This window comes from Arthrobacter sp. FB24, from assembly GCF_000196235.1.
GTDB lineage: Bacteria > Actinomycetota > Actinomycetes > Actinomycetales > Micrococcaceae > Arthrobacter.
The window spans coordinates 4,308,283-4,327,496 of sequence record NC_008541.1; the positions used below are offsets into that span (position 1 = coordinate 4,308,283).

Annotated in this window: 26 protein-coding genes; 14 read left to right on the forward strand and 12 right to left on the reverse strand. The window is 65.9% G+C overall.

Translation table 11 applies throughout. The features are described from left to right. Positions 1-3: 3 nt before the first annotated feature. From ARTH_RS19355 to ARTH_RS19370, 4 genes are all read right to left on the reverse strand, one after another. The gene (locus ARTH_RS19355; protein WP_011693646.1) at positions 4-459 is read right to left on the reverse strand and encodes a MaoC family dehydratase; all 456 of its coding nucleotides are present in this window, start codon (positions 457-459) and stop codon (positions 4-6) included. Between the two features lie 115 nt (positions 460-574). Beyond that, on the reverse strand, positions 575-1,801 hold the full coding sequence (locus ARTH_RS19360; protein WP_011693647.1) for an acyl-CoA dehydrogenase family protein: 1,227 nt from the start codon (positions 1,799-1,801) through the stop codon (positions 575-577). 1 nt (position 1,802) lies between these two features. Then, complete coding sequence (locus ARTH_RS19365) at positions 1,803-2,696, reverse strand: 4-hydroxyphenyl-beta-ketoacyl-CoA hydrolase (RefSeq protein ID WP_011693648.1); 894 nt, start codon at positions 2,694-2,696, stop codon at positions 1,803-1,805. Positions 2,697-2,698: 2 nt separating this feature from the next. Then, entirely contained in the window at positions 2,699-3,661 is a 963-nt protein-coding gene (locus ARTH_RS19370; RefSeq protein ID WP_011693649.1) for an SDR family NAD(P)-dependent oxidoreductase, read from the reverse strand. Between the two features lie 125 nt (positions 3,662-3,786). Here ARTH_RS19370 and ARTH_RS19375 point away from each other — a divergent pair, with 125 nt between their 5' ends. Further along, positions 3,787-4,272 (forward strand): MarR family winged helix-turn-helix transcriptional regulator, encoded by a 486-nt coding sequence (locus ARTH_RS19375; RefSeq protein ID WP_011693650.1) that lies wholly within the window; start codon positions 3,787-3,789, stop codon positions 4,270-4,272. Between the two features lie 44 nt (positions 4,273-4,316). On the opposite strand, the gene ARTH_RS19380 is transcribed toward ARTH_RS19375, so the two are convergent. The 7 genes from ARTH_RS19380 to ARTH_RS19410 all read right to left on the reverse strand — a co-directional run bounded on the left by ARTH_RS19380 (position 4,317) and on the right by ARTH_RS19410 (position 9,040). Then, positions 4,317-4,562 (reverse strand): hypothetical protein, encoded by a 246-nt coding sequence (locus ARTH_RS19380; RefSeq protein WP_011693651.1) that lies wholly within the window; start codon positions 4,560-4,562, stop codon positions 4,317-4,319. A gap of 66 nt (positions 4,563-4,628) precedes the next feature. Next, the gene (locus ARTH_RS19385) at positions 4,629-5,006 is read right to left on the reverse strand and encodes an ArsR/SmtB family transcription factor (protein WP_011693652.1); all 378 of its coding nucleotides are present in this window, start codon (positions 5,004-5,006) and stop codon (positions 4,629-4,631) included. Beyond that, positions 5,003-6,268 (reverse strand): MFS transporter, encoded by a 1,266-nt coding sequence (locus ARTH_RS19390; protein ID WP_011693653.1) that lies wholly within the window; start codon positions 6,266-6,268, stop codon positions 5,003-5,005. Before ARTH_RS19390 ends, ARTH_RS19385 begins: the two co-directional genes overlap by 4 nt. A gap of 72 nt (positions 6,269-6,340) precedes the next feature. Then, positions 6,341-7,630, reverse strand: coding sequence for an MFS transporter (locus ARTH_RS19395; protein ID WP_011693654.1), 1,290 nt, complete (start codon positions 7,628-7,630; stop codon positions 6,341-6,343). 241 nt (positions 7,631-7,871) lie between these two features. Further along, entirely contained in the window at positions 7,872-8,144 is a 273-nt protein-coding gene (locus ARTH_RS19400) for a hypothetical protein (RefSeq protein WP_232223672.1), read from the reverse strand. A gap of 139 nt (positions 8,145-8,283) precedes the next feature. Next, positions 8,284-8,706 (reverse strand): DUF302 domain-containing protein, encoded by a 423-nt coding sequence (locus tag ARTH_RS19405; RefSeq protein ID WP_011693656.1) that lies wholly within the window; start codon positions 8,704-8,706, stop codon positions 8,284-8,286. 76 nt (positions 8,707-8,782) lie between these two features. Next, entirely contained in the window at positions 8,783-9,040 is a 258-nt protein-coding gene (locus ARTH_RS19410) for a metal-sensitive transcriptional regulator (protein WP_011693657.1), read from the reverse strand. Positions 9,041-9,168: 128 nt separating this feature from the next. Here ARTH_RS19410 and ARTH_RS19415 point away from each other — a divergent pair, with 128 nt between their 5' ends. The 13 genes from ARTH_RS19415 to ARTH_RS23995 all read left to right on the forward strand — a co-directional run bounded on the left by ARTH_RS19415 (position 9,169) and on the right by ARTH_RS23995 (position 18,769). Continuing rightward, positions 9,169-9,825, forward strand: coding sequence for a rhodanese-like domain-containing protein (locus ARTH_RS19415; RefSeq protein WP_011693658.1), 657 nt, complete (start codon positions 9,169-9,171; stop codon positions 9,823-9,825). After that, positions 9,822-10,580: a sulfite exporter TauE/SafE family protein gene (locus ARTH_RS19420; protein ID WP_011693659.1), complete on the forward strand. Its 759-nt coding sequence runs from the start codon at positions 9,822-9,824 to the stop codon at positions 10,578-10,580. Before ARTH_RS19415 ends, ARTH_RS19420 begins: the two co-directional genes overlap by 4 nt. A 50-nt stretch (positions 10,581-10,630) precedes the next feature. After that, positions 10,631-10,972 carry a rhodanese-like domain-containing protein gene (locus ARTH_RS19425; RefSeq protein WP_011693660.1) on the forward strand — a complete coding sequence of 114 codons (342 nt, stop codon included), beginning with the start codon at positions 10,631-10,633 and terminating at the stop codon, positions 10,970-10,972. Between the two features lie 33 nt (positions 10,973-11,005). Beyond that, positions 11,006-11,302, forward strand: a complete 297-nt coding sequence (locus ARTH_RS19430) for a rhodanese-like domain-containing protein (protein WP_011693661.1) — start codon at positions 11,006-11,008, stop codon at positions 11,300-11,302. 58 nt (positions 11,303-11,360) lie between these two features. Continuing rightward, complete coding sequence (locus tag ARTH_RS19435) at positions 11,361-11,723, forward strand: thioredoxin family protein (RefSeq protein ID WP_011693662.1); 363 nt, start codon at positions 11,361-11,363, stop codon at positions 11,721-11,723. Positions 11,724-11,742: 19 nt separating this feature from the next. Next, positions 11,743-12,126, forward strand: a complete 384-nt coding sequence (locus tag ARTH_RS19440; protein WP_011693663.1) for a rhodanese-like domain-containing protein — start codon at positions 11,743-11,745, stop codon at positions 12,124-12,126. A gap of 117 nt (positions 12,127-12,243) precedes the next feature. Further along, positions 12,244-13,653, forward strand: a complete 1,410-nt coding sequence (locus ARTH_RS19445; protein WP_011693664.1) for an MBL fold metallo-hydrolase — start codon at positions 12,244-12,246, stop codon at positions 13,651-13,653. 253 nt (positions 13,654-13,906) lie between these two features. Beyond that, on the forward strand, positions 13,907-14,338 hold the full coding sequence (locus ARTH_RS19450) for a LexA family protein (RefSeq protein WP_011693665.1): 432 nt from the start codon (positions 13,907-13,909) through the stop codon (positions 14,336-14,338). Continuing rightward, positions 14,331-15,644 carry a Y-family DNA polymerase gene (locus ARTH_RS19455; protein ID WP_011693666.1) on the forward strand — a complete coding sequence of 438 codons (1,314 nt, stop codon included), beginning with the start codon at positions 14,331-14,333 and terminating at the stop codon, positions 15,642-15,644. Before ARTH_RS19450 ends, ARTH_RS19455 begins: the two co-directional genes overlap by 8 nt. 23 nt (positions 15,645-15,667) lie before the next feature. Next, the gene (locus ARTH_RS19460; RefSeq protein ID WP_011693667.1) at positions 15,668-16,426 is read left to right on the forward strand and encodes a prolipoprotein diacylglyceryl transferase; all 759 of its coding nucleotides are present in this window, start codon (positions 15,668-15,670) and stop codon (positions 16,424-16,426) included. After that, a complete protein-coding gene (locus ARTH_RS19465) occupies positions 16,423-16,782 on the forward strand; it encodes a hypothetical protein (protein WP_011693668.1) in 360 nt (119 codons plus the stop codon). The genes ARTH_RS19460 and ARTH_RS19465 overlap by 4 nt, the downstream gene beginning before the upstream one ends. Beyond that, on the forward strand, positions 16,779-18,380 hold the full coding sequence (locus ARTH_RS19470; RefSeq protein ID WP_011693669.1) for a radical SAM protein: 1,602 nt from the start codon (positions 16,779-16,781) through the stop codon (positions 18,378-18,380). Before ARTH_RS19465 ends, ARTH_RS19470 begins: the two co-directional genes overlap by 4 nt. 8 nt (positions 18,381-18,388) lie before the next feature. Continuing rightward, positions 18,389-18,769, forward strand: coding sequence for a hypothetical protein (locus ARTH_RS23995; RefSeq protein WP_011693670.1), 381 nt, complete (start codon positions 18,389-18,391; stop codon positions 18,767-18,769). Positions 18,770-18,782: 13 nt separating this feature from the next. On the opposite strand, the gene ARTH_RS19480 is transcribed toward ARTH_RS23995, so the two are convergent. Further along, the gene (locus ARTH_RS19480) at positions 18,783-19,133 is read right to left on the reverse strand and encodes a DUF3846 domain-containing protein (RefSeq protein WP_011693671.1); all 351 of its coding nucleotides are present in this window, start codon (positions 19,131-19,133) and stop codon (positions 18,783-18,785) included. Positions 19,134-19,214 lie beyond the last annotated feature (81 nt).

The window sequence follows — 19,214 nt, forward strand, 5'->3', positions numbered from 1 at the left end:
CGATTATTTGTAGAAGCGGGCCAGGAATTCGGCCACGACGGCGGGGCGCTCCTGGCCTTCGATCTCGATGGTGTTGGCCACCTTGATCTGGGCGCCGCCCTTGACCTCGGTGACCTCGGCAATGGTGGCCTGCATGCGGATCCGCGAGCCCACCTTCACCGGCGAGGTGAAGCGGACTTTGTCCAGGCCGTAGTTCACCTTGGTGGTGACGCCGTCCACGTCGAACAGCTCGCCCCAGAACGGAATGATCAGCGAGAGGGTGAGGAACCCGTGGGCGATCGGGGCGCCGAACGGGCCTTCCTTGGCGCGCTCCGGGTCTACGTGGATCCACTGGTCATCGCCCGTGGCGTCGGCAAATTTGTTGATTTGCTCCTGCGTGATTTCGCGGTATTCGGTCACGCCGAGATCGGTTCCGGCGAGCGTGAGCAGTTTGTCGAAGTCGACGACGAGATTGGGCATGTGGGCCTCCTAGTGTGGTTTTTGGAGTTGCGGAAGTACGACGGCCGTGCGGTGCTGCCGCCGTCGGGTTTTGGTTGTTGTTCGATTCAGTTAGCGGCGTCCGGTTAGCGGCGCGTCAGCGGGTGAAGGCGCTTTCGCCGGTGAGGGCGCGGCCCACGATGAGTGCGTTGATTTCGTGGGTGCCTTCATAGGAGTAGACGGCTTCGGCGTCGGCGTGGAACCTGGCCACGTCCGTCTCGAGGGTGATTCCGTTGCCGCCCACCACCTCGCGGGCCAGGGCCACGGTTTCGCGCATCAGCAGGGATGTTTGCATCTTGGCGAGTGCGGAGTCCTGGTCGCGGTAGATGCCGCGGGCCTGTTGTTCAGTCAGCCGGACCACCAGGGACAGCGAGGACGTGACGTTGCCGAGCATCCGTGCCAGTTTTTCCTGGACCAGCTGGAAGGAGCCCAACTGGCGGCCGAACTGCGTGCGTTCGGTGACGTAGCGGAGGGCGGCTTCGAAGGCCCCGGCCTGGATGCCGGTGGCAATCCAGGCAACGTCCGATCGCATGGCCCGGAGCATCGCGGCCACGTCCTTGAAGGAGTTCACGTTGTGCAGCCGCATGGATTCCGGCACGCGGACACCGTCGAGCCTGATGTGGGCGTTCTGCATCATCCTCAGCGCAGTCTTGCCGTGGATCTTCTCGAGTGTCACGCCCTCAGCCTGGCGGTCCACCAGGAAGGCCTTGACCTGCCCGTCCTCCTGGTCCCGGGCGAAGACCGCCAGCACGTCGGCGCTTACTGCGCCGCCGATCCAGCGCTTGGCGCCGTTCAGCACCCAGGAATCCCCTTCCCTGCGGGCTGTGGTGGACAGTCCTCCGGCGATGTCCGAACCGGAGTCAGGTTCAGTGAGGGAAAAGACGCCCTTGAGGGAGAAGTCGACGACCTTCGGCATCCACTCGGCCTGCTGCTCCGGCGAGGCGCCCACCCGGATGGCGGTGCGGAAGAGTCCGGCCTGGGACGTGTACCAGGTGGCCAGCGAGGCGTCCGCTCGGGCGAGTTCGAAGATCCGGAAACCCTGGTAGATGCCCCGGGCAGGGCTGCTTTTTGCGCCCAGGGCGCCCGTAAGCTCCGCCGGTTCCATCAGGTCCAGGTCGATCAGGGGCTGGGCGAGTTGTGTGGGGAACTCCCCGCGTTCCCAGTAGTCGGCCAGCAGCGGTTGCGCTTCCCGGTCCAGGAAGTTCCGCAGCCGGCCCAGCACGCGGCGCTCGTCCTCCGTGAGAAGGGATTCGGCGTCGTAGTAGTCGCAGACGCCGTAGAGGCGGGCCGCCGCCACAGTCCCCGTATCGGTATCGAGGCTCATCTCAGCCGCCCAGTCCGAGCAGGCGCACCGCGTTGTGCTTGAGGATCTTGGGCCTGACCTCGTCCTTGAGCGGCAGGTCCGCGAAGGCGCCAAGCCACTTCTGCGGCGTGATGAGCGGGAAGTCGGTGCCGAACAGGACCTTGTCCTGCAGGACCGAGTTGGACATGCGCACCAGCGACTCCGGGAAGTACTTGGGCGACCAGCCGGAGAGGTCGATATGTACGTTGGCCTTGTGCGTGGCGATGGAGTTTGCCTCGTCCTGCCACGGCACCGAGGGGTGCGCCATGATGATCTGCAGTTCAGGGAAGTCGGCGGCGACGGCGTCCAGCAGGAGCGGGTTGGAATAGGCCAGCTTGATGCCGTACCCGCCGGGGAGGCCTGCGCCCATGCCGTTCTGGCCGGTGTGGAAAATGGCCGGCAGGCCCAGTTCCTGCAGGGTCTCCCACAGCGGATAGAACTGCTCGTTCGAGGGGTCGAAGCCCTGCAGGCTGGGATGGAACTTGAAGCCGCGGGCGCCAAGGTCGATGGCCTGGTGCTTGGCGCCCTGGATGGCTTCGGCCCCCGTGCGGGGATCCACGCTGCCGAAGGGGATCAGCACATCGTTGTTCCGGGCCGCGCCGGCGATCAGGTCCTCAATGCTGTTGGGTTCGTGCTTGAGCTGGGTGCGCGCGTCCACGGTGAAGACGACGGCGGCCATGTTCAGTTCCCGGTACACCTCGGCGATGCGGTCCAGCGAGGGGGTGCGGTCCTCGGATTTGAAGTACTTGGCCGAAGCTTCAGTGAGCGCCGGCGGGAGCGACTCGTGGCCGTGGCCGTCCACTTCGAGGTGGACGTGCATGTCGATCGCGTCGAGCTTCGCGGCGTCGATGCCGAGCTCATAGCGGGTGGCAGGCATGGCTAGCCCACCTTCACGGGAGCCGGCTGGTTCCCGGCCGGACGCGCGTCGGGCTGCAGGTCCTCGGGCAGCGGCAGGAACTCCTCGCCCACGCTCTGAAGCTTCCCGCCGAAGAGCGGGCCGAAGTTGGCCACGAGGTCCTCGTAACGCCAGCCGCCCTCGCGGTATTCGGTGGCCGCTGCCTCGGGGTGGGTCCAGAGCTGGAGCCGGTCGCCGCCGGCGCCGATGGCCTGGCCGGTAATGCCGGCCGCCTCATCGGAGGCGAGGAACGCGACCAGTCCGGAGACGTCGTCGGCCGTTCCGAAACCGAGTTCGTGGCGGAAGAAAGCCGGCATGGCCTCCCCGCGCTCGTCCGCCTCCACTGCCTTCTGGAAGTAGGGAACGGTTTTTGTCATGGCCGTGGCCGCCACCGGGATGACGGCGTTGGCGGTTACCCCGGCCTTCTTCATTTCCAGGGCCCAGGTGCGGACCATGCCCACGATGCCGGCCTTGGCGGCGGCGTAGTTGGTCTGGCCGAAGTTGCCGCGCTGCCCGGTGGGCGAGCCGATGGTGATGATCCGGCCGGCAACACCGTTCTCCTTGAAGTAGGCGAACGCTTCCCGGACACACGTGAAGGTGCCGCGGAGGTGGACGTTGATGACGGCGTCGAAATCCTCGTCGGTCATCTTCAGCAGGCTCTTGTCCCGCAGGATGCCGGCGTTGGTGACCAGGATGTCGAGCCGGCCGAAGTTTTCCACGGCTGCCTGCACAAGTTGCCTGGCCGCCTCCGTGCTGCCGACGGGAGCGACGACGGCGGTGGCCTTCCCGCCGTCCGCCTCAATGGTCCGGACCGCTTCCGCGGCCACCTCGGCGTCCACGTCGTTGATGACGACGGCGGCGCCCTGCCGGGCGAGTTCCCGGGCGTAGGCCAGGCCCAGGCCCCGGCCGCTTCCGGTGACGATTGCTACTTTGCCTGACAGGCTCATGGCTGCTCCTTTGCTAGCTGACCTTGTGCATTCCCGCCATCGGCGTGGGATGCTGTTCTGTATCCATGAAATTATGGATAGTTGAAAATGTCAACGATTTATTTTGAGGATTATTGGAGTTGGGCATGACGATCGAGATACAGGGCGGTCAGCGCACCGAACAGGCCCACAAGTTGGTCGCCGCATCCATCAGCCAGGACCTCGGCTTCCTGCTGGCCAAGCTGCACGCCGCAGGGTCCGTTGTGAACAACAGGGCGCTGGCCGAATTCGACCTCAAAGAGCGTTCCTACTCCGTCCTGATCCTCGCAAACAGCGGGCTCGAGCCGACGCAGCGCGAAATGGCCGACTTCCTCAGCCTGGACCCGAGCCAGATTGTGGCCCTCGTGGATGAGCTGGAGAAGCGTGGCCTGGTGGCGAGGGCGCCCGGGAAGCAGGACCGCCGGGCAAAGACCGTGACGGCTACCGCCAAGGGAGGAAAACTGCTCGGCCAGGCCAGCGAGGCTGCACGAAGGGCTGAGGCGGAAGTTCTGGACGGGCTGCCCGCGGAGGAATCGGCCCAGCTCAAGGCACTGCTCCGCAAAGCATTGTGGGGTGCCGGGCTGCCCGAATGAGGGCCGGCCGGGCCGGGCGGGCCTAGCGGGGTGCCGGGCCCGGCTTAGCGGGCCGGGCGGGAGCGCCCCTCTCGGGCGGCCTGGTTCCGCCGCGCCAACTCTGCCATGACCACCGGCCCCACCAGGCCGGCGTGGTTCGGGCCCGGGGTGTTTTCGCAGTCCCTGAGGAGGCCGGCCAGCGCTTCGAGCTCACCGGTGGGGACAGCGGACAAGGAGGCGTACGCCTTGATGACACGCCGTTCGGCGATGCCGGCGTGGCGGCTTCTGTCGGCGTGTAGTTTGCGGCGCATGGGACTTCCTCAGCGAAGAATCCGGAGGCTGCCTGCATAACCCGAAGCCAGAATACCGCAGCCGGGTCAGTCGTGGAACGGTTCTCCCGTGGTCCGATGGTCCGCGTGGTTGATGGTTTCCCGGATCAGCCGGACGAGGTGGCCGTCGTGCAGCGAGTAAATGACCTGCCGGCCGTTCTTCCTCCCGTCCACCATTCCGCTGAGCCTGAGCTTGGCCAGGTGCTGGCTGACTACGGTCCGCGGTACGGCTGCCGCCTCAGTGAGTTCAGTGACACTCTTGGGGCCCTGCGAAAGCTGCCACAGCAGATGCAGGCGGGTCGGCTCGGCCAGCATCCGCAGCGTGGCGGCGGCATTTTCAAGCAACTCCGCGCCAGGTGTGACCGGATGGACGAGCGAGGGCTCCTCAGTTCCGGCGTTGAACGGACTGCTCGGCTGGCTGCTCAACTGTGCTCCTTGATGGCGGCTGGGTCTGATCCTAAAGCTGGGCCTGGTCCTAAAGGGGTCTTTCCGGGCCAGAACAGGAAGCCTCCTGCACTGCCAAGTATCGCAAGGATCGTCAGCGCTGCTGCAGCCCAGCCCAGGCCCGCGGCGGCACCAATCCAGCCTGCCAGCGGGTAGCTCAGGATGTAGCAGGCATGGGAGAGCGAGAACTGGGCCGTGAAAACGTAGGGAAGGGTACCCTCGGTGGAGGCCTCCCGAAGCAACCGGGAGGACGGTGTAAGGACGGCTGAAGTGGCAGCCCCCAGCAGGAGCCACAGCGCCAGCAACGGCCACCACCCCGTCTCCGCAGTCGCCAGGAACATCATCGCGGCGGCACCGGCGAGCGCCGGCGGGATCAGGGCGGCTCCGGTCATCATGACAGCACGGTCTCCAAAGCGGTCAAGGAGCCGCGGGGCAGCCAGGGCGACGGCCATGGAGCCGGCACCGAAGCAGGCCAGGGCTACGGCGAGATCGGATCCGGGACGGTGCAGGCTGTCGCGGACGTAGACCACCGTATTGACCAGCACCAGGGCATTCGGCGCGGACACCGCCAGGTTCAGCGCGAGAAGCGACCTCAGCCGCCGGTTGTGCCAAAAGATCCGCGTTCCCAGCGTGGTCCGGTGCCAGAGGGAAGGCTGAGGACCTCCGGGCGCGGCGGACCGGGGAATGGCCGTCATGGCGACGAGGATCGCCGAAGCCAGGAAGCCTGCAACCGTACCGATGAACAGCCTGTTGTAGCTCATTACCGTCAGCAGCAGCGCGGCGGCGGCCGGGCTGACGAGTGCTTCCATGTCGTAGGCGAGCCGGGACAGCGAAAGGGCGTACGTGTAGTCCCTGGGATCCTTCAGGATCAGCGGTATCAGCGACTGGAACGCCGGGGTAAACGTTGCGGACGCGGACTGAAGCAGGAAGATCACCACGTAGATCTGCCACGTTTCCGTGATGAACGGCAGGCATAGGGCCATGGCCGCCCGCACGAGGTCAGCTCCGATCAGAACGGGCTTCCTGGGCAGGCGCGCCACCAGCGCGGTGATCACCGGGGCCAGCCCCACATAGGCCAACATCTTGATGGTCAGCGCTGTGCCAAGGACGGCCCCGGAGTTCCTGCCCGCGAGGTCATACGCCAGCAGCCCCAGGGCGATGGTCAGCAGACCCGTCCCCGCCAAAGCCACGATCTGGGCACAGAACAACCGGGCATAGACTCCGTTGCGAAGGACCGCGAACACCAGACTCCTCAAGTGCATATGTGCACTAATGTGCACATATAGACTAGCTGAGCCGAGCCTCGATGCAACCGCCTAGCGGAAGGAGGGCTTGTGATCGGCGCCGCGCATCCGGACAGCCACCACAACACCGGACACTCCGGTCAGGACGGCAACGACGGCGACTGCCGCAGGAATGCCGTAGGCGTCTGCAATGATTCCGGACAGCAGGGCGCCGACCGCAAAGCCGCCGTCGCGCCACAGCCGGTAGATCCCCACCGACCTGGCCCGCCATTCGGGGTGGGCAACGTCGCCGATGGCGGCCAGCAGCGTCGGGTAGACCATGGCCGTGCCTGCCCCCAGCAGGACTGCCGCGGCCAGCCAGATCTCAAAGGCGGCGCCAAAGGCGACCATGCCGAGCGCGACGGCCTGCACCAGCATGCCTCCCACGATCAGGGGCTTGCGCCCGATCCGGTCCGACAGCACCCCGGTCACCAGCTGGCCGGCTCCCCACACGGCCGGATACACCGCCGCGAGGATGCCGATGCGTTCAATTGTCAATCCGGCGGCCGCAAAGAGGACCGGAAAAAGGCCCCAGGCCAGGCCGTCGTTGAGGTTGTTCACCATGCCCGCCTGGCTGACAGCGGACAGCGATTTGTCACGGAAGCTCGTCAGGGTGAACACCTCGCGGTTGCTCAGCTGCCCGTGCGCCCCCTCGTGGACCGCAACGTGGCTGGCGGCCTCAGCCCTGGCGTGGTGGTGCGTTTCCCGCACGGTGAGCACGGAAAGGCCCAGGCCGACGGCGATGAAGGCAGCACCCAGCAGGAACGGGCCGGGGCGCAACCCGTAAGTGGAGGCGATGTAGCCGGTGGCCAGTGCGGTCCCGGCGACGCCGAGGTAGCCGGCGGCCTCGTTGAGGCCCATGGCCAGGCCCCGGCGTGAAGGACCCACGAGGTCCATCTTCATCATGACCGTCGTGGACCAGGTCAGCCCCTGGCTGATGCCGAGGACGATGTTGGCCGCGACGATCCACCCCCATGACGGCCCGAAGATCAGCATCAGCGGGACGGGCAGCGCGACCAGCCACCCCGCCACCAGGACCGGCTTGCGCCCGTAACGGTCCGACAGGGTTCCGGCGAAGTAGTTGGTGGCCGCCTTGGCCACCCCGAACGCCAGGATGTACGTCAAGGCGCTGGTGTACAGGTCCAGCTTGAAGACCTCACCGGCCAAGAGGGGCAGGACGGTCCTCTCCTGGCCCAGCGTGCCGCCAACCAGGGCATTGACGGCCACCAGGATCATGAACTGGGCAAGATTCTGCCGCAGCCCCAGGGTTATGGCACCCCTAGTGCCGGGCTGATGTTTCGGGGAGGTGTTTCCGGGCGTCATGGGTACGTTCCTTGGTTTCCGTAAGCGTGGTCTGCCTAGAGGGCAGGGCAGGCATCCGGTGACGCACGGAACGGGCGCCGGGCATCCCGCCCCACAGCGTAAACACGCCGATCGGAAGGGCCGACGGCGACTGGGGACAGCCCGGGTCTCAGCGGGCTTTTCGCCGCCGGCCCCATAACAATTTTAGGAGATTCCGCCCCGCTGCGTGCGAGTGGACGCTACCCGTTTTCCCCCGGTTGCGCTATGCAGACGTAGTTCCGGCCACGCGGCCTGCGGCGCGTGCGGAGCGGTTGCGCCACCAGCGGCGGACGAGGTCCGCCATGGCCAGGAGTCCCGCCAAGGGCGAGAGGACTGCTGCGGTGTAGACGAAGAGCAGCCATGTGAGTGTTGCAATGGGCGGCTGGCTGGTGCTGAGGAGGGACAGTCCGCCCAGGAAGGCAACCGTCCAAAAAAGAACGACTCCGGAGAGCACCGCTGCAGCAGGGAAATACTCGTTCGTCACTACGGTCATCACAGTGTTCAATGCTCTTCCTCCTGACTGGTTTGGCGCCGGACTTTACCGCGTCAATCTCAGTATGGGGCCAGCCAAACCAGGATTCCGGCAGGACGCAGAAACCGTGACGAAAATAACCAGAGACCGTGCCGGGAACTGCTCAGCCAGGGCTCTTTACCGAGGACAGCACTTCCAGCGCGGCGCGCAGCCGCGTGTCGGCGTCGTTGGCCACTTCCGCAACGGCGGGACTGCCGCTCAGCTGCACCATGGTCTGCGGATCAATGGCCTGGATGGTTGTCATGTCCGCGTCGCGGCCGCGGCGCACCACGACGTTGCAGGGCAGCAGTGCACCGAGGTCCGGTTCGGCGGCAAGCGCGCGGCTGGCCAGGGCAGGGTTGCACGCGCCCAGGATGACGTAGTCGCCCAGGGCGTCAGCGGCCTCGGCGCCAAGTTTGGCCTCAAAGGTCGCGCGGACGTTGATCTCCGAAAGGATGCCGAACCCCTGTCCGGCGAGCGCCTCCCGCGTTTGTTCGACGGCGTCGCTCCAGGACAGCGGGACGGTCGCGGTGTGGGTATAGCTCATATTGTCTCCTTGGCTGTGGCCGGTGGGCCGGAACGGTTGGGTGTTCTTGTCGGTGGTTTTGCGGCTTGGGTGCGGCTCAGGCAAGGGACAGGAAGAGCTTTTCCAGGTCTTTCGTGTCCATGCTCGCATCCTTGCGGACAAGGCATTGCTCCAGCCCGTTGGCAATGATGGCGAATCCCGCGCGGTCCAGTGCCTTCGACACCGCGGCCAGTTGGGTCACGACGTCTTTGCACTCGCGGCCTTCTTCGAGCATCCGGGTTACTGCGGCAAGCTGCCCCTGGGCCCTCTTGAGCCGGTTGATGACCGGGGCGAGGTCGGTTGAATCGAGTTCCATGGTGCCTCCGGGTAAGGGTTGGATGCTTCCAGCGTATACCCCCCGGGGTGTTTTGGCTACCCCTAGGGGTATCTGCAATACTCGGTGGGGTATTCAGCTTCTGTCTGATCCGTCTTGAAAGGACATCCATGACACGCCCCTCCGCTTCGGCATCCTCCTCCGCTTCACTTGCGGCCCCCGCAGTCACTGCCCTGGATCCGGAAACGCTGCAGACCTGGTTTCAAGAACACAAGGACCTTGTGGTGATCGACGTACGATCGGCCGCAGAATTCGAATCCCTGCACATCCGGGGGTCGTACAACGTCCCGCTCCCCCTGCTTTCCGAGCACACCGACGAACTGGCCACCCGGCTGGGAAGCCGCGTTGTGCTTGTCTGCCAGTCCGGCGCACGGGCCGAGCAGGCACGGCAGCGCCTCGGCGGTGCAGGCATCGGTACCGCTTATGTCCTGACCGGCGGCGTGCCGGGCTTCGCAGCAGCCGGCGGAAACGTTGTCCGCGGCAAGGCCCGCTGGGACCTGGAACGCCAGGTCCGCCTGGCAGCCGGCTCCCTGGTGGTGCTGGGCCTGGCCGGCGGCAAATTCGTTTCACCCAAAATCCGCCTGCTCGCAGGAGCCATCGGCACTGGCCTGACATTCTCCGCCGCGACCAACACCTGCGCCATGGGCCAGGCACTCTCGGCGATGCCGTGGAACAAGGCGGCAAAGGAACCCACCCGCGAATCCGCCATCCTGCAGCTGCCCACGGCAGCGTTGCAGACCGATCAGGACCGGGCGCAGGCGGCATGATTTCAGCTTTGGCCCTGGGGCTACTCGTCGGGGTCGTGCTCGGCGTAGTCGGGGGCGGCGGCTCGATCATCGCCGTCCCTGCCCTGGTGTACGGGGTGGGCCTAAGCCCCGCGGAGGCCATCCCCACTTCCCTGGTGGTGGTAGGCCTCTCGTCACTGGCAGCACTCCTGCCCCGGCTCCGCGAAGGCATCAACTGGCCGGTTGTCCTGCTGGTCGGGGCTGCCGGCATCCCGGCCGCCTGGGGAGGGGCGGCCGTAGGCCGGCTGCTGGATCCGAACGTACTGATGCTGGCATTCGCAGGCATCATGGTGGTTGCCGGCGTCCGTATGCTGATGCGCACCAAAGAACTGGAGGGTTCTTGTAGCACGGGCCCCGCGAGGGCCTTCCGATCCTGCGCCCCCAAGGCCGTTGGAGTCGGGCTGCTGGTCGGCTTCCTGACCGGCTTGTTGGGAGTTGGCGGCGGATTCCTCATCACACCGGCACTCACGCTCTTCCTGGGGCTGCGCATGAAGCAGGCCGTCGCCTCCTCCCTGGCCATCATCGTCATCAACTCCGCCGCAGGCTTCGGAGCTCACGCCGCCGGTTTCACCATCGAGTGGTCCACGGTCCTGGCCTTCACGGTGCCGGCCATCCTCGGCTCGCTCGCCGCGGCCCGCCTGGCCCGCCTGCTCAAGGACAGGCACGTCCGCGTCTCATTCGCCGTTCTGATCTTCGCCGTCGCCGCCTGGGTCACGGCGAGCACCGTCACAGCCTGACCGGCACCCGCCCGTCCCACACCACCAAAAGTCCCACGAAGGAGAACCCCATGAGCCTTATCGACTCGCTGAAGAAGGCTTTCAGCAAACCGTACAAAACCGTCTCGGTGGCCGAGGCCAAGGAGCTCCTGGTATCGCGGGCGGTGCTGATCGACGTCCGTTCCGCGCAGGAATGGCGAAGCGGCCACGCACCCCAGGCCAAGCACCTGCCCCTGGACAAGCTGCAGGCCGGCGTAACGGGCCTGCAAAAGGGCCGTCCCGTCGTCGCCATGTGCCAATCGGGAGTCCGCTCAGCCTCGGCCGCGCGGCTGCTGGCCAGCCAGGGCTACGAGGCATATTCGCTCCGCGGCGGCATCGGGGCCTGGCGCCAAGCCGGCGAACCGGTCCGCTAAACATCCACCCCACACTCCCGAAAGGAACCCGTCATGGCAGAAATAACCGTCACCGAAGTTGAGCAACGGCGCGCCAGCTCACAAGTCCTCGATGTCCGCGAAGACTTCGAAGTCGCCGAAGGCATGATCCCCGGCGCCCTGCACATCCCGATGGGGCAGCTGCAGGCCCGCCTCTCCGAGCTGGACCCCGGCGTACACGTCATCGTCGTCTGCCGCAGCGGCAATCGAAGCGCCCGCGTGGCAGATGCGCTCAGTGGCGCCGGATTCAGCGCCGACACTATGACCGGCGGCATGATCGCATGGAGCCGCGCAGGACTCCCCGCCGCCTGACACGCCTGCCGCAACCGCAGCTATCCACCCCCTCCAGCCATACTTAAGGAATTCAGCCATGGCAACCATCGACATCACGGAAGAATCGCTTGCCCGGACCCTTGAAGATAACGACATTGTCTTCATCGACTTCTGGGCCGGCTGGTGCGGCCCCTGCCGCATGTTCGCCCCCACGTACGACGCAGCCTCCCAGAAGCACCCGGACGTCGTTTTCGCCAAGGTGGACACGGAAGCCGAACAGGCATTGGCTGCCGCTGCCGGCATCACGTCCATCCCCACGCTGATGGCATTCCGGGACAAGACCCTCGTCTTCTCCCAGCCAGGCGCCCTCAACGCGGCAGGGCTGGAGCAGGTCATCCAGGGCGTCAAAAACCTCGATATGGCAACACTGCGCGAGCAGGCAGCGCAGCATCAGTCCTGACGCATATCCACAGAAGCCGATGCGCAGTATTACGCCCGGCGACCTGGCGGCAATCTGGCCCCGCACGGTGGTGGTGGACGTGCGGCGCCAGGATGAATATGCCGTCGCCCATATCCCGGGCAGCTTGAACATCCCCCTCGATGAACTGCCCTTCCGGCAGCAGGACCTGCCAAACAGCACGCTCTACGTCCTGTGTGGGTCAGGCAAGCGCAGCAGCAAGGCCACTGCGCTCCTCACTGCCCAGGGCCACGACGCGGTCAACATCGCGGGCGGCATTACGGAGTGGTACCGGGAAGGCCATCCGGTGAGCTATGCACCGCCGGCGCCAGACGAACTTCCGTCCGGACGCTGGAGATCTGCACTGGAGAAACTTGCGAATTGGCGCGGCCGAAGCACCGGCTGACGGCTTCAAAACCACAGCGCCGCGCCATTTGCTGTATACCCCCTGGGGTATTATGATTTTAACTAGACCAACGGGGAGCCACCCCGGAACCCCGCAAGCTTTTACGAAGGAGAACCCATGCTTCTCGAACGCATCTACGATGAAGACCTCGCCCAGGCCAGCTACTTCATTGGCTGCCAGCGGAAGGGTGAGGCAGTTGTTGTCGACGCCCGCCGTGACATCGACACCTACCGCTCCCTCGCAGCAGCCAACGGCATGAAGATCGTGGCCGTTACCGAGACCCACATCCACGCCGACTACCTCTCAGGCACCCGTGAACTCGCGGCCGCCACCGGGGCAAAGATCTATGTCTCCGGAGAGGGCGGCCCCGACTGGCAGTACGGTTTCGACGGCGAGCGCCTGTTCGACGGCAGCAAGATCACCATCGGTAACATCACCGTTCAGGCGCTCCACACTCCGGGGCACACTCCGGAGCACCTGTCCTTCCTGATTACGGACGGCGCATTCAGCAGCGAGGCCGGGTACCTGCTCTCGGGCGACTTTGTCTTCTCCGGCGACCTGGGCCGCCCTGACCTCCTGGACGAAGCCGCCGGCGGCGTGGATACCCGCTTCCTGGGTGCCAAGCAGCTGTTCGCCAGCCTGCGTGACAAGTTCCTGCCCTTGCCCGACTTCGTCCAGGTCTATCCGGGACACGGCGCCGGCAGCGCCTGCGGCAAGGCCCTCGGCGCCATCCCGTCATCCACGGTGGGCTACGAGCGGCTGTACGCCTGGTGGGGCCCGTACCTGGCCGCCAACGACGAGCAGGGGTTCATCGACGAACTGCTCGACGGCCAGCCGGACGCGCACGCCTACTTCGGCCGCATGAAGCGCGAAAACCGCGAAGGCCCCGCCATCATGGGCGAACGTGCGCCGCTGCAGGAACTGGACGCGGCCGACGTCGCAAGGAGCCTGGCAGAAGACACCCTGACCTTCATCGACACCCGTCCCAACGGCGACGTCCACCAGGGCACCGTGGTCCGGTCCCTGAACGTTCCGGCCGGCAAATCCGTTGCCAGCTACGGCGCCTGGGTGGTGAACCCCGAGACGGATCAGAACCCGCTGGTGCTCCTGGCCAAGGACCAGGAGCAGGCCCAGGGCATGTGGGACCACCTGGTACGCGTGGGCATCGACAACGTGGCGGGCTACCTGACCGGCATCGACGGGCTGCCCACCTTCACACCGAAGCTGATCCAGCCCGAGGAACTCGAGGGCTTCGACGCCGCCATGGTCCTGGATGTCCGCAACAAGACCGAGCACAAGGCCGGGCATGTTCCGGGCTCGCACCAGCTCAGCGGCGGCCGCGTCATGTGGCACCTGGATGAACTGCCCGCCGCCGGCACCATCGTGTCCTACTGCCAGTCGGGTGTGCGGAACTCCGTAGCCGCCAGCGCGCTGCGCCGGGCCGGGTACGACGTCGTCGAACTCGACGGCAGCTACGCCGCGTGGGCAGCTAAGGAACAGTCGCTGCAGACCGCTTCGACCCGCTAATCCAACGGCCCGGCCGAGGCCGCAGCGGATCCACCGCACAAGACCCCCGCCGGGCAGTTCCGGGCGGGGGTCTTTCCTTGGGCGCGAACGGAGAACTCGTTCACCGGGGACGGGAGACGGCCCTGGTTCGCTCACGCGCGCTGCGCGGTGACCCGCCGACGCGAAGACGCCAGGAAATTTCGCAGGGAATATCCAATGTCGGAGCCTGGGTCTAAACTGAATTATCGAACATATATTCGAATAAAGGTGTGTTGTGGGCATAATTATCGGTCCCCGCGTGATAGAGGCGGGCGCGTCCCTGCTGTCGGTACTGATCTCCCCGGTACCCGTCGCGGCGGGCTATCCGTCGCCGGCGCAGGACTACTTTGACGGCCGGATCGACCTCAATGAACACCTCATCAAGGACATCACCAGCACCTATATCGTGCGGGTGTCCGGAGACTCGATGGAAGGGGCCGGGATCAGCGACGGCGACGAGCTGATCGTCAACCGTGCCCTGGACCCCAAGGACGGATCAGTGGTCATAGCGGTCCTGGACGGTGAACTGACCATCAAGCGGCTCAGGGTTACGGCATCCGGAGTAGTGCTGCAGGCGGACAACCCCCGGTATCCGGATATCAGGGTCCCGGCATTGTCGGACCTGGTGATCTGGGGCGTGGCCACGCGGTGCCTGCACCATGTCTGAGTCGCGGGCGCCTGAGAAGCGGGCGCAGGACACGGTCCGGCAGATTGCCTTGGTGGACGTCAACTGCTTCTATGCCTCAGCCGAGCGGGCATTCGATCCCTCGCTGGAAGGCCGCCCCCTCGTGGTCCTCTCGAATAACGATGGCTGCGCGGTCACCCGGTCCCCCGAAGCCAAGGCGCTGGGCATCCCCGTCGGCGAGCCGTGGTTCAAGATCGCGCCCCGGGCCAAGGAATGGGGGCTGGTGGCCAAGTCCAGCAACTATGAGCTGTACGGGGATATCAGCGCCCGCGTGATGGAGCTTCTAGGGCGCTACTCGGCCTGGCTGGAGGTTTACAGCATCGATGAAGCCTTCCTGGGAGTCAAAGGGACCCCGGATGAGCTCCTGCGTCTGGGACAAACCATCAAGACGGCTGTCCGCCGCAACGTCGGGGTGCCGGTCTGCGTGGGAATTGCCAATACCAAGACTCTCGCGAAGCTGGCCAACAAGTGGGCGAAGAACAACCCCGGCCTCAACGGCGTGTGCCACTGGGACTCCATGCCGCCCCCGGCCCGCGAAGCGCTGATGGGCCGGGTATCCGTCATCGAACTCTGGGGCGTGGCTGGCCGGCTGACAAAACGCCTGAACAACATGGGCATCCATTCCATCCTGGACCTTGCCCGCGCCGATCCCGTCCGGATCCGTGACCGCTTCTCGGTGGTGCTGATGCGCACGGTCCTGGAACTGCAGGGCACCGCGTGCATCCCCATGGAAGCAGAGCGCATTGGGCGTGACCAGCTCATCTTCAGCCGCTCGTTTTCCACGCCCATCACCACCGCCGCGGACCTGCGACAGGTCATGAGCGTCTACGGCCAGCAAGCCAGCGCCCGCCTGGCCAAGCACAGCCTGCAGGCCAAGGTCCTCACGGCCTTCGCCGGCACCTCCCACTACAACCCGCTGGACACGTCCTACCCCTCGGTCTGCGTCACCCTGCCCATGCCCACCGCGGATCCGGTGCTGTTGACCAGGGCCGCGCATGCCCTGCTCCCCCGGATCCAGGAAGGGACCAAATACGTCCGCGCGGGCATCATGGTCACCGACCTGCGCCCCTCGGGCCAGCAGTCACCCCTGCCGGTGTTTGCCAACCCGCACGAAGAACGCGGCATCGGCCCCCTGCTGGAGGACATCACCCGCCGCTACGGACGCGGATCCGTGGGCCTCGGCCATGCCGGAATCCGGGGCGGGCCGGACTGGTCCATGCAGCGCACCATGCTCTCGCCCAGGTACACCACGCACTGGAACGAGCTTCCCGTGGTCAAGGCAGCCTGAGCGCCCGCTGTTACACTCTGCACATGATCGGGCTTCCCTTCGCGGGAAATGGGCTTGTGCACGGCGTTATGACGGGGCTCGGAATCTTCGCAGCCCTGCTGTTTTACGCCTATGAAAAGCGCCGCCGCGGCCTGACTGATCCCCGGTTGTGGCCCATCGCAGGCTTCGCCGTCGCCTTCGGGGCCATCGGATCACGCGTGCTCACCTGGGATATTTCCCGGCAGGTCTCCCTGGCGGACTGGTGGGGCAACGGCGACCGCAGCATCCTCGCCGGCCTGGTCGGCGCATGGTTCGGGGTCCATCTGGGCAAACGGCTGACAGGCTACCGGGAATCCACCGGTGACCTGCTCGCACCGTCGGTGGCACTGGCCCTGATCGTGGGGCGGATCGGCTGCCTCCTCACCGAACTGCCCGGCACCCCGACTGGGGGCGCCTGGGGAATAGTCCTCAGCCCGGCGCAAGCGGCGCTGATCGGCGGGCCCCCCGGGGCCGGACTCCATCCGTCCTTTGCCTACGAGATCGTGTTCCACGCCGCCGCGTTCGCCGTCATGTGGCGTTTTCGAGACCGCCTCGCACACCCCGGCGACCTTTTCATCTGCTATGTGACCGCCTACGCGCTGTTCAGGTTCGGGGTGGAGTTTGTCCGCGGCAATGAGGTGATCTGGCTGGGAATGAGCCGCCCCCAGTGGTTCCTGCTGGCGGTTCTCCCCCTGCTGGGCTGGCGGATCTGGCGGGTGTTCGGGAAACCGCTCCGCCCGGAGTTGAAAGGAAGAGTGGCATGAGCGAGGACACCCCTGACGTTCCCCGGAACCCGCCCCCGCCCCAAATAGAGGGGCCGCCCTCTGCACCCAGGCGTGGCTCCATGGTGCTCGGAATCCTGTTGGGGACTCCTGCCCTTTATGCCCTCTATTTCGGGACAACATCGGGTATCGCTCCGGATGAAGGGTACAAGACCTTTCTCGCTGGGCCCGCAGCGTTCGTACCAATCGCCGTGTATCTGGCGGTAGCCGTTGTGCTGGCGGTCCGGCCACGCACGTCCCGGTTCGGCGCGGGGCTTCTTATTGGCCTGGGAGTCTTCACCCTGCTCGGCGGTGGGATCTGCGTCGGATCCCTCGCGCAGATGAGGGGCCTGAGATGAATCCGTCCTCGTTCTCTTCCCGGACGCCGCTTGGACCTGGCCAGCCGCTGCGCGGCGACCGCATCCACCGGTATGTCACGGCGTTCTGCCCCCGCTGCCACGAGACGAATCCCCCGCTTGCCCAGGTGCGGCGCCTGTCCGGGGCACTGCTGATCCGTGACGACCGCGTGTGGCTCGAACGCGGCTGCCCCGACCACGGACTGGTGCGCACGCTGTACGACGAATCGCCCGAAATCCTGCGCTACCTGGAGAAATGGCAGGCGCCCACCAAGCAGCACATCCCCGACCAGGCGGACAACTTCCGCCCGGTACCCGAGGCGTACGCCTACGGGCTTCCCGCCATGCAGACGCAGCACACGTGCATCCTTCTGCAGGACATTATCGAGCACTGCAATCTACGCTGCCCCACTTGCTTCACCTCCTCCGGCCCGCAGCTGCAAGGCGTGGCGCCGCTCGCCGAGGTGCTCGCGAACGTCGATGCACGGCTTGCCCGCGAGAACGGGCGCCTTGATGTGCTGATGCTCTCCGGCGGCGAGCCCACGCTCTACCCTCATCTCGCCGAACTACTGGAGGAACTCGTCGCACGGCCGATCGTCCGGATCATGGTGAACAGCAACGGCATGCTGATGGCGACCGACGACGAGCTGCTCGCCCTCCTGGCGAAGCATCGAGACCGGGTGGAGGTGTACCTCCAATACGACGGACCCTCCAAGGAGGCATCGATTCACCACCGCGGAGGCGATCTGACGCGCTTCAAGGATGCGGCGATCTCGCGCCTGTCCGAGGCGGGCGTCTTCACGACCCTGACGATGACAGCAACCCTCGGCGTCAACGACGGCGAAGTGGGCGCCGTCGTCATGCGCGCCCTGGAAACCCCGTTCGTGGGCGGAGTCGCACTCCAGCCGGTGTTCGGTTCCGGCCGCGGACACGGAATCGATCCCATGGACCGGCTCACCCACACGGGCGTCCTCGAAAGGCTGGCGGAGCAAACCAACGGGGTTGTCTCGTGGCACGACCTGACAGCCCTCCCTTGCTCGCATCCGCACTGCGCCTCCGTCGGCTACATGCTGAAGGACGACTCCGGCGTCTGGCGGTCGCTGACCGCCCTCATCGGGCACGACCAGCTACTCGCCTGGCTGGAGCTCAATCCTGACAGCCTCGCCAACCGCATCGCAGACAGAGCAATCCCATTGGAGCTGCGCAGCCTGATGAAGTCCTCGCTGCTCGATCTGCTGAGCGAACAGTCGTCGCTTTCCCACCCGCGGACAGCGGATCTCTGGAAGAACATCTGCACTCAGTGCGACCTCGGGATAGGCACGCTCACCACGCTGGCGGCCGGCAAGCTCCCCGGTCAGCAGCAACGGCTGCGCAGGCTCCTGGCCGAACGCGTCACACGGATCATGGTCAAGCCATTCATGGACATTTCGACCATGATCGAGGAGAGGCTCACCCAATGCTGCGTGCACGTCGGAACCAAGAGTGACGCAGGCGATCACCAGTGCGCCCCCTTCTGCGCCGTCCAGGCGTGGCCTGCCCTGTCCAGACAACGGATGAGCACGGCCACGGGCGTGCAGCTGCTCCCGGTGCGCCAACTCTGAGGATGATGATGAGCTCCGATTCCGACGCGAGGCGCATCGCCTCCGGCCCCCTGCCGTCGCAGCTGATGCGCGTCCACTGCGTCCGCCACGGCGCCCACGGTGTCCAGCCGGGCGCCGACCCGGATCCGCAGGCCGGCGTTCCGTTCGATCCGCTGCGCCTTTGCATCTTCGCCACAATCGCCCTGCTGGGCTGGCTGACCGGTCCGGTTGCCCTGGCCGTGTTCGCGGCCATCGGGTTCGTCGGATACTGGAAGGCCCGCCGCAAGGGTCTGACAAAGTCGAAGTGCTACCTGCGCGACACCAGGCTGGTGCTCGCCTACCTCGGCCTCCTCCTGGGCGCCGGCCTCTGGGGGATGTACGCGCTGGTCGCGCGCCTGGCCGGCTTCTGAGCAGGCGGTCGACCTAGGCGGCCAGCGGGGAGCCGAACATTTCCGCGGCCCGCCGCAGCAGGTGCTCCGGAACGTCCGCTTCGCCTCCGCGCTCGGTCCGGCCAAGGAACACAGCCGTACCCCTGGCAGCATCTGACAGGTCGAGGCCGGCCTCGCGGATAAGTTGGGCTGCGCGGATGTTCGCAGGCAGGTTCATGAGATGGCCTTCGGCGTTCAGGTAGACATGCCAGTCGCCGCGGCTGACGGATTCCAGGTGTCCCCCGACCAACTGCTGAAGAGTGTTGGTAGTCGCCTCAAGAGCCACGGTTTTCAGGGCGTCACCCAACCGGGCCGGAATGACCAGTGCAGTACATGTAGTGCTCATTTTTCTTCCTCAGTACTGATAACTGAGATGCCACTCAATCTGTTCCCGCGTGCTGCCCGCGTCCACCGGATATGACAGGAT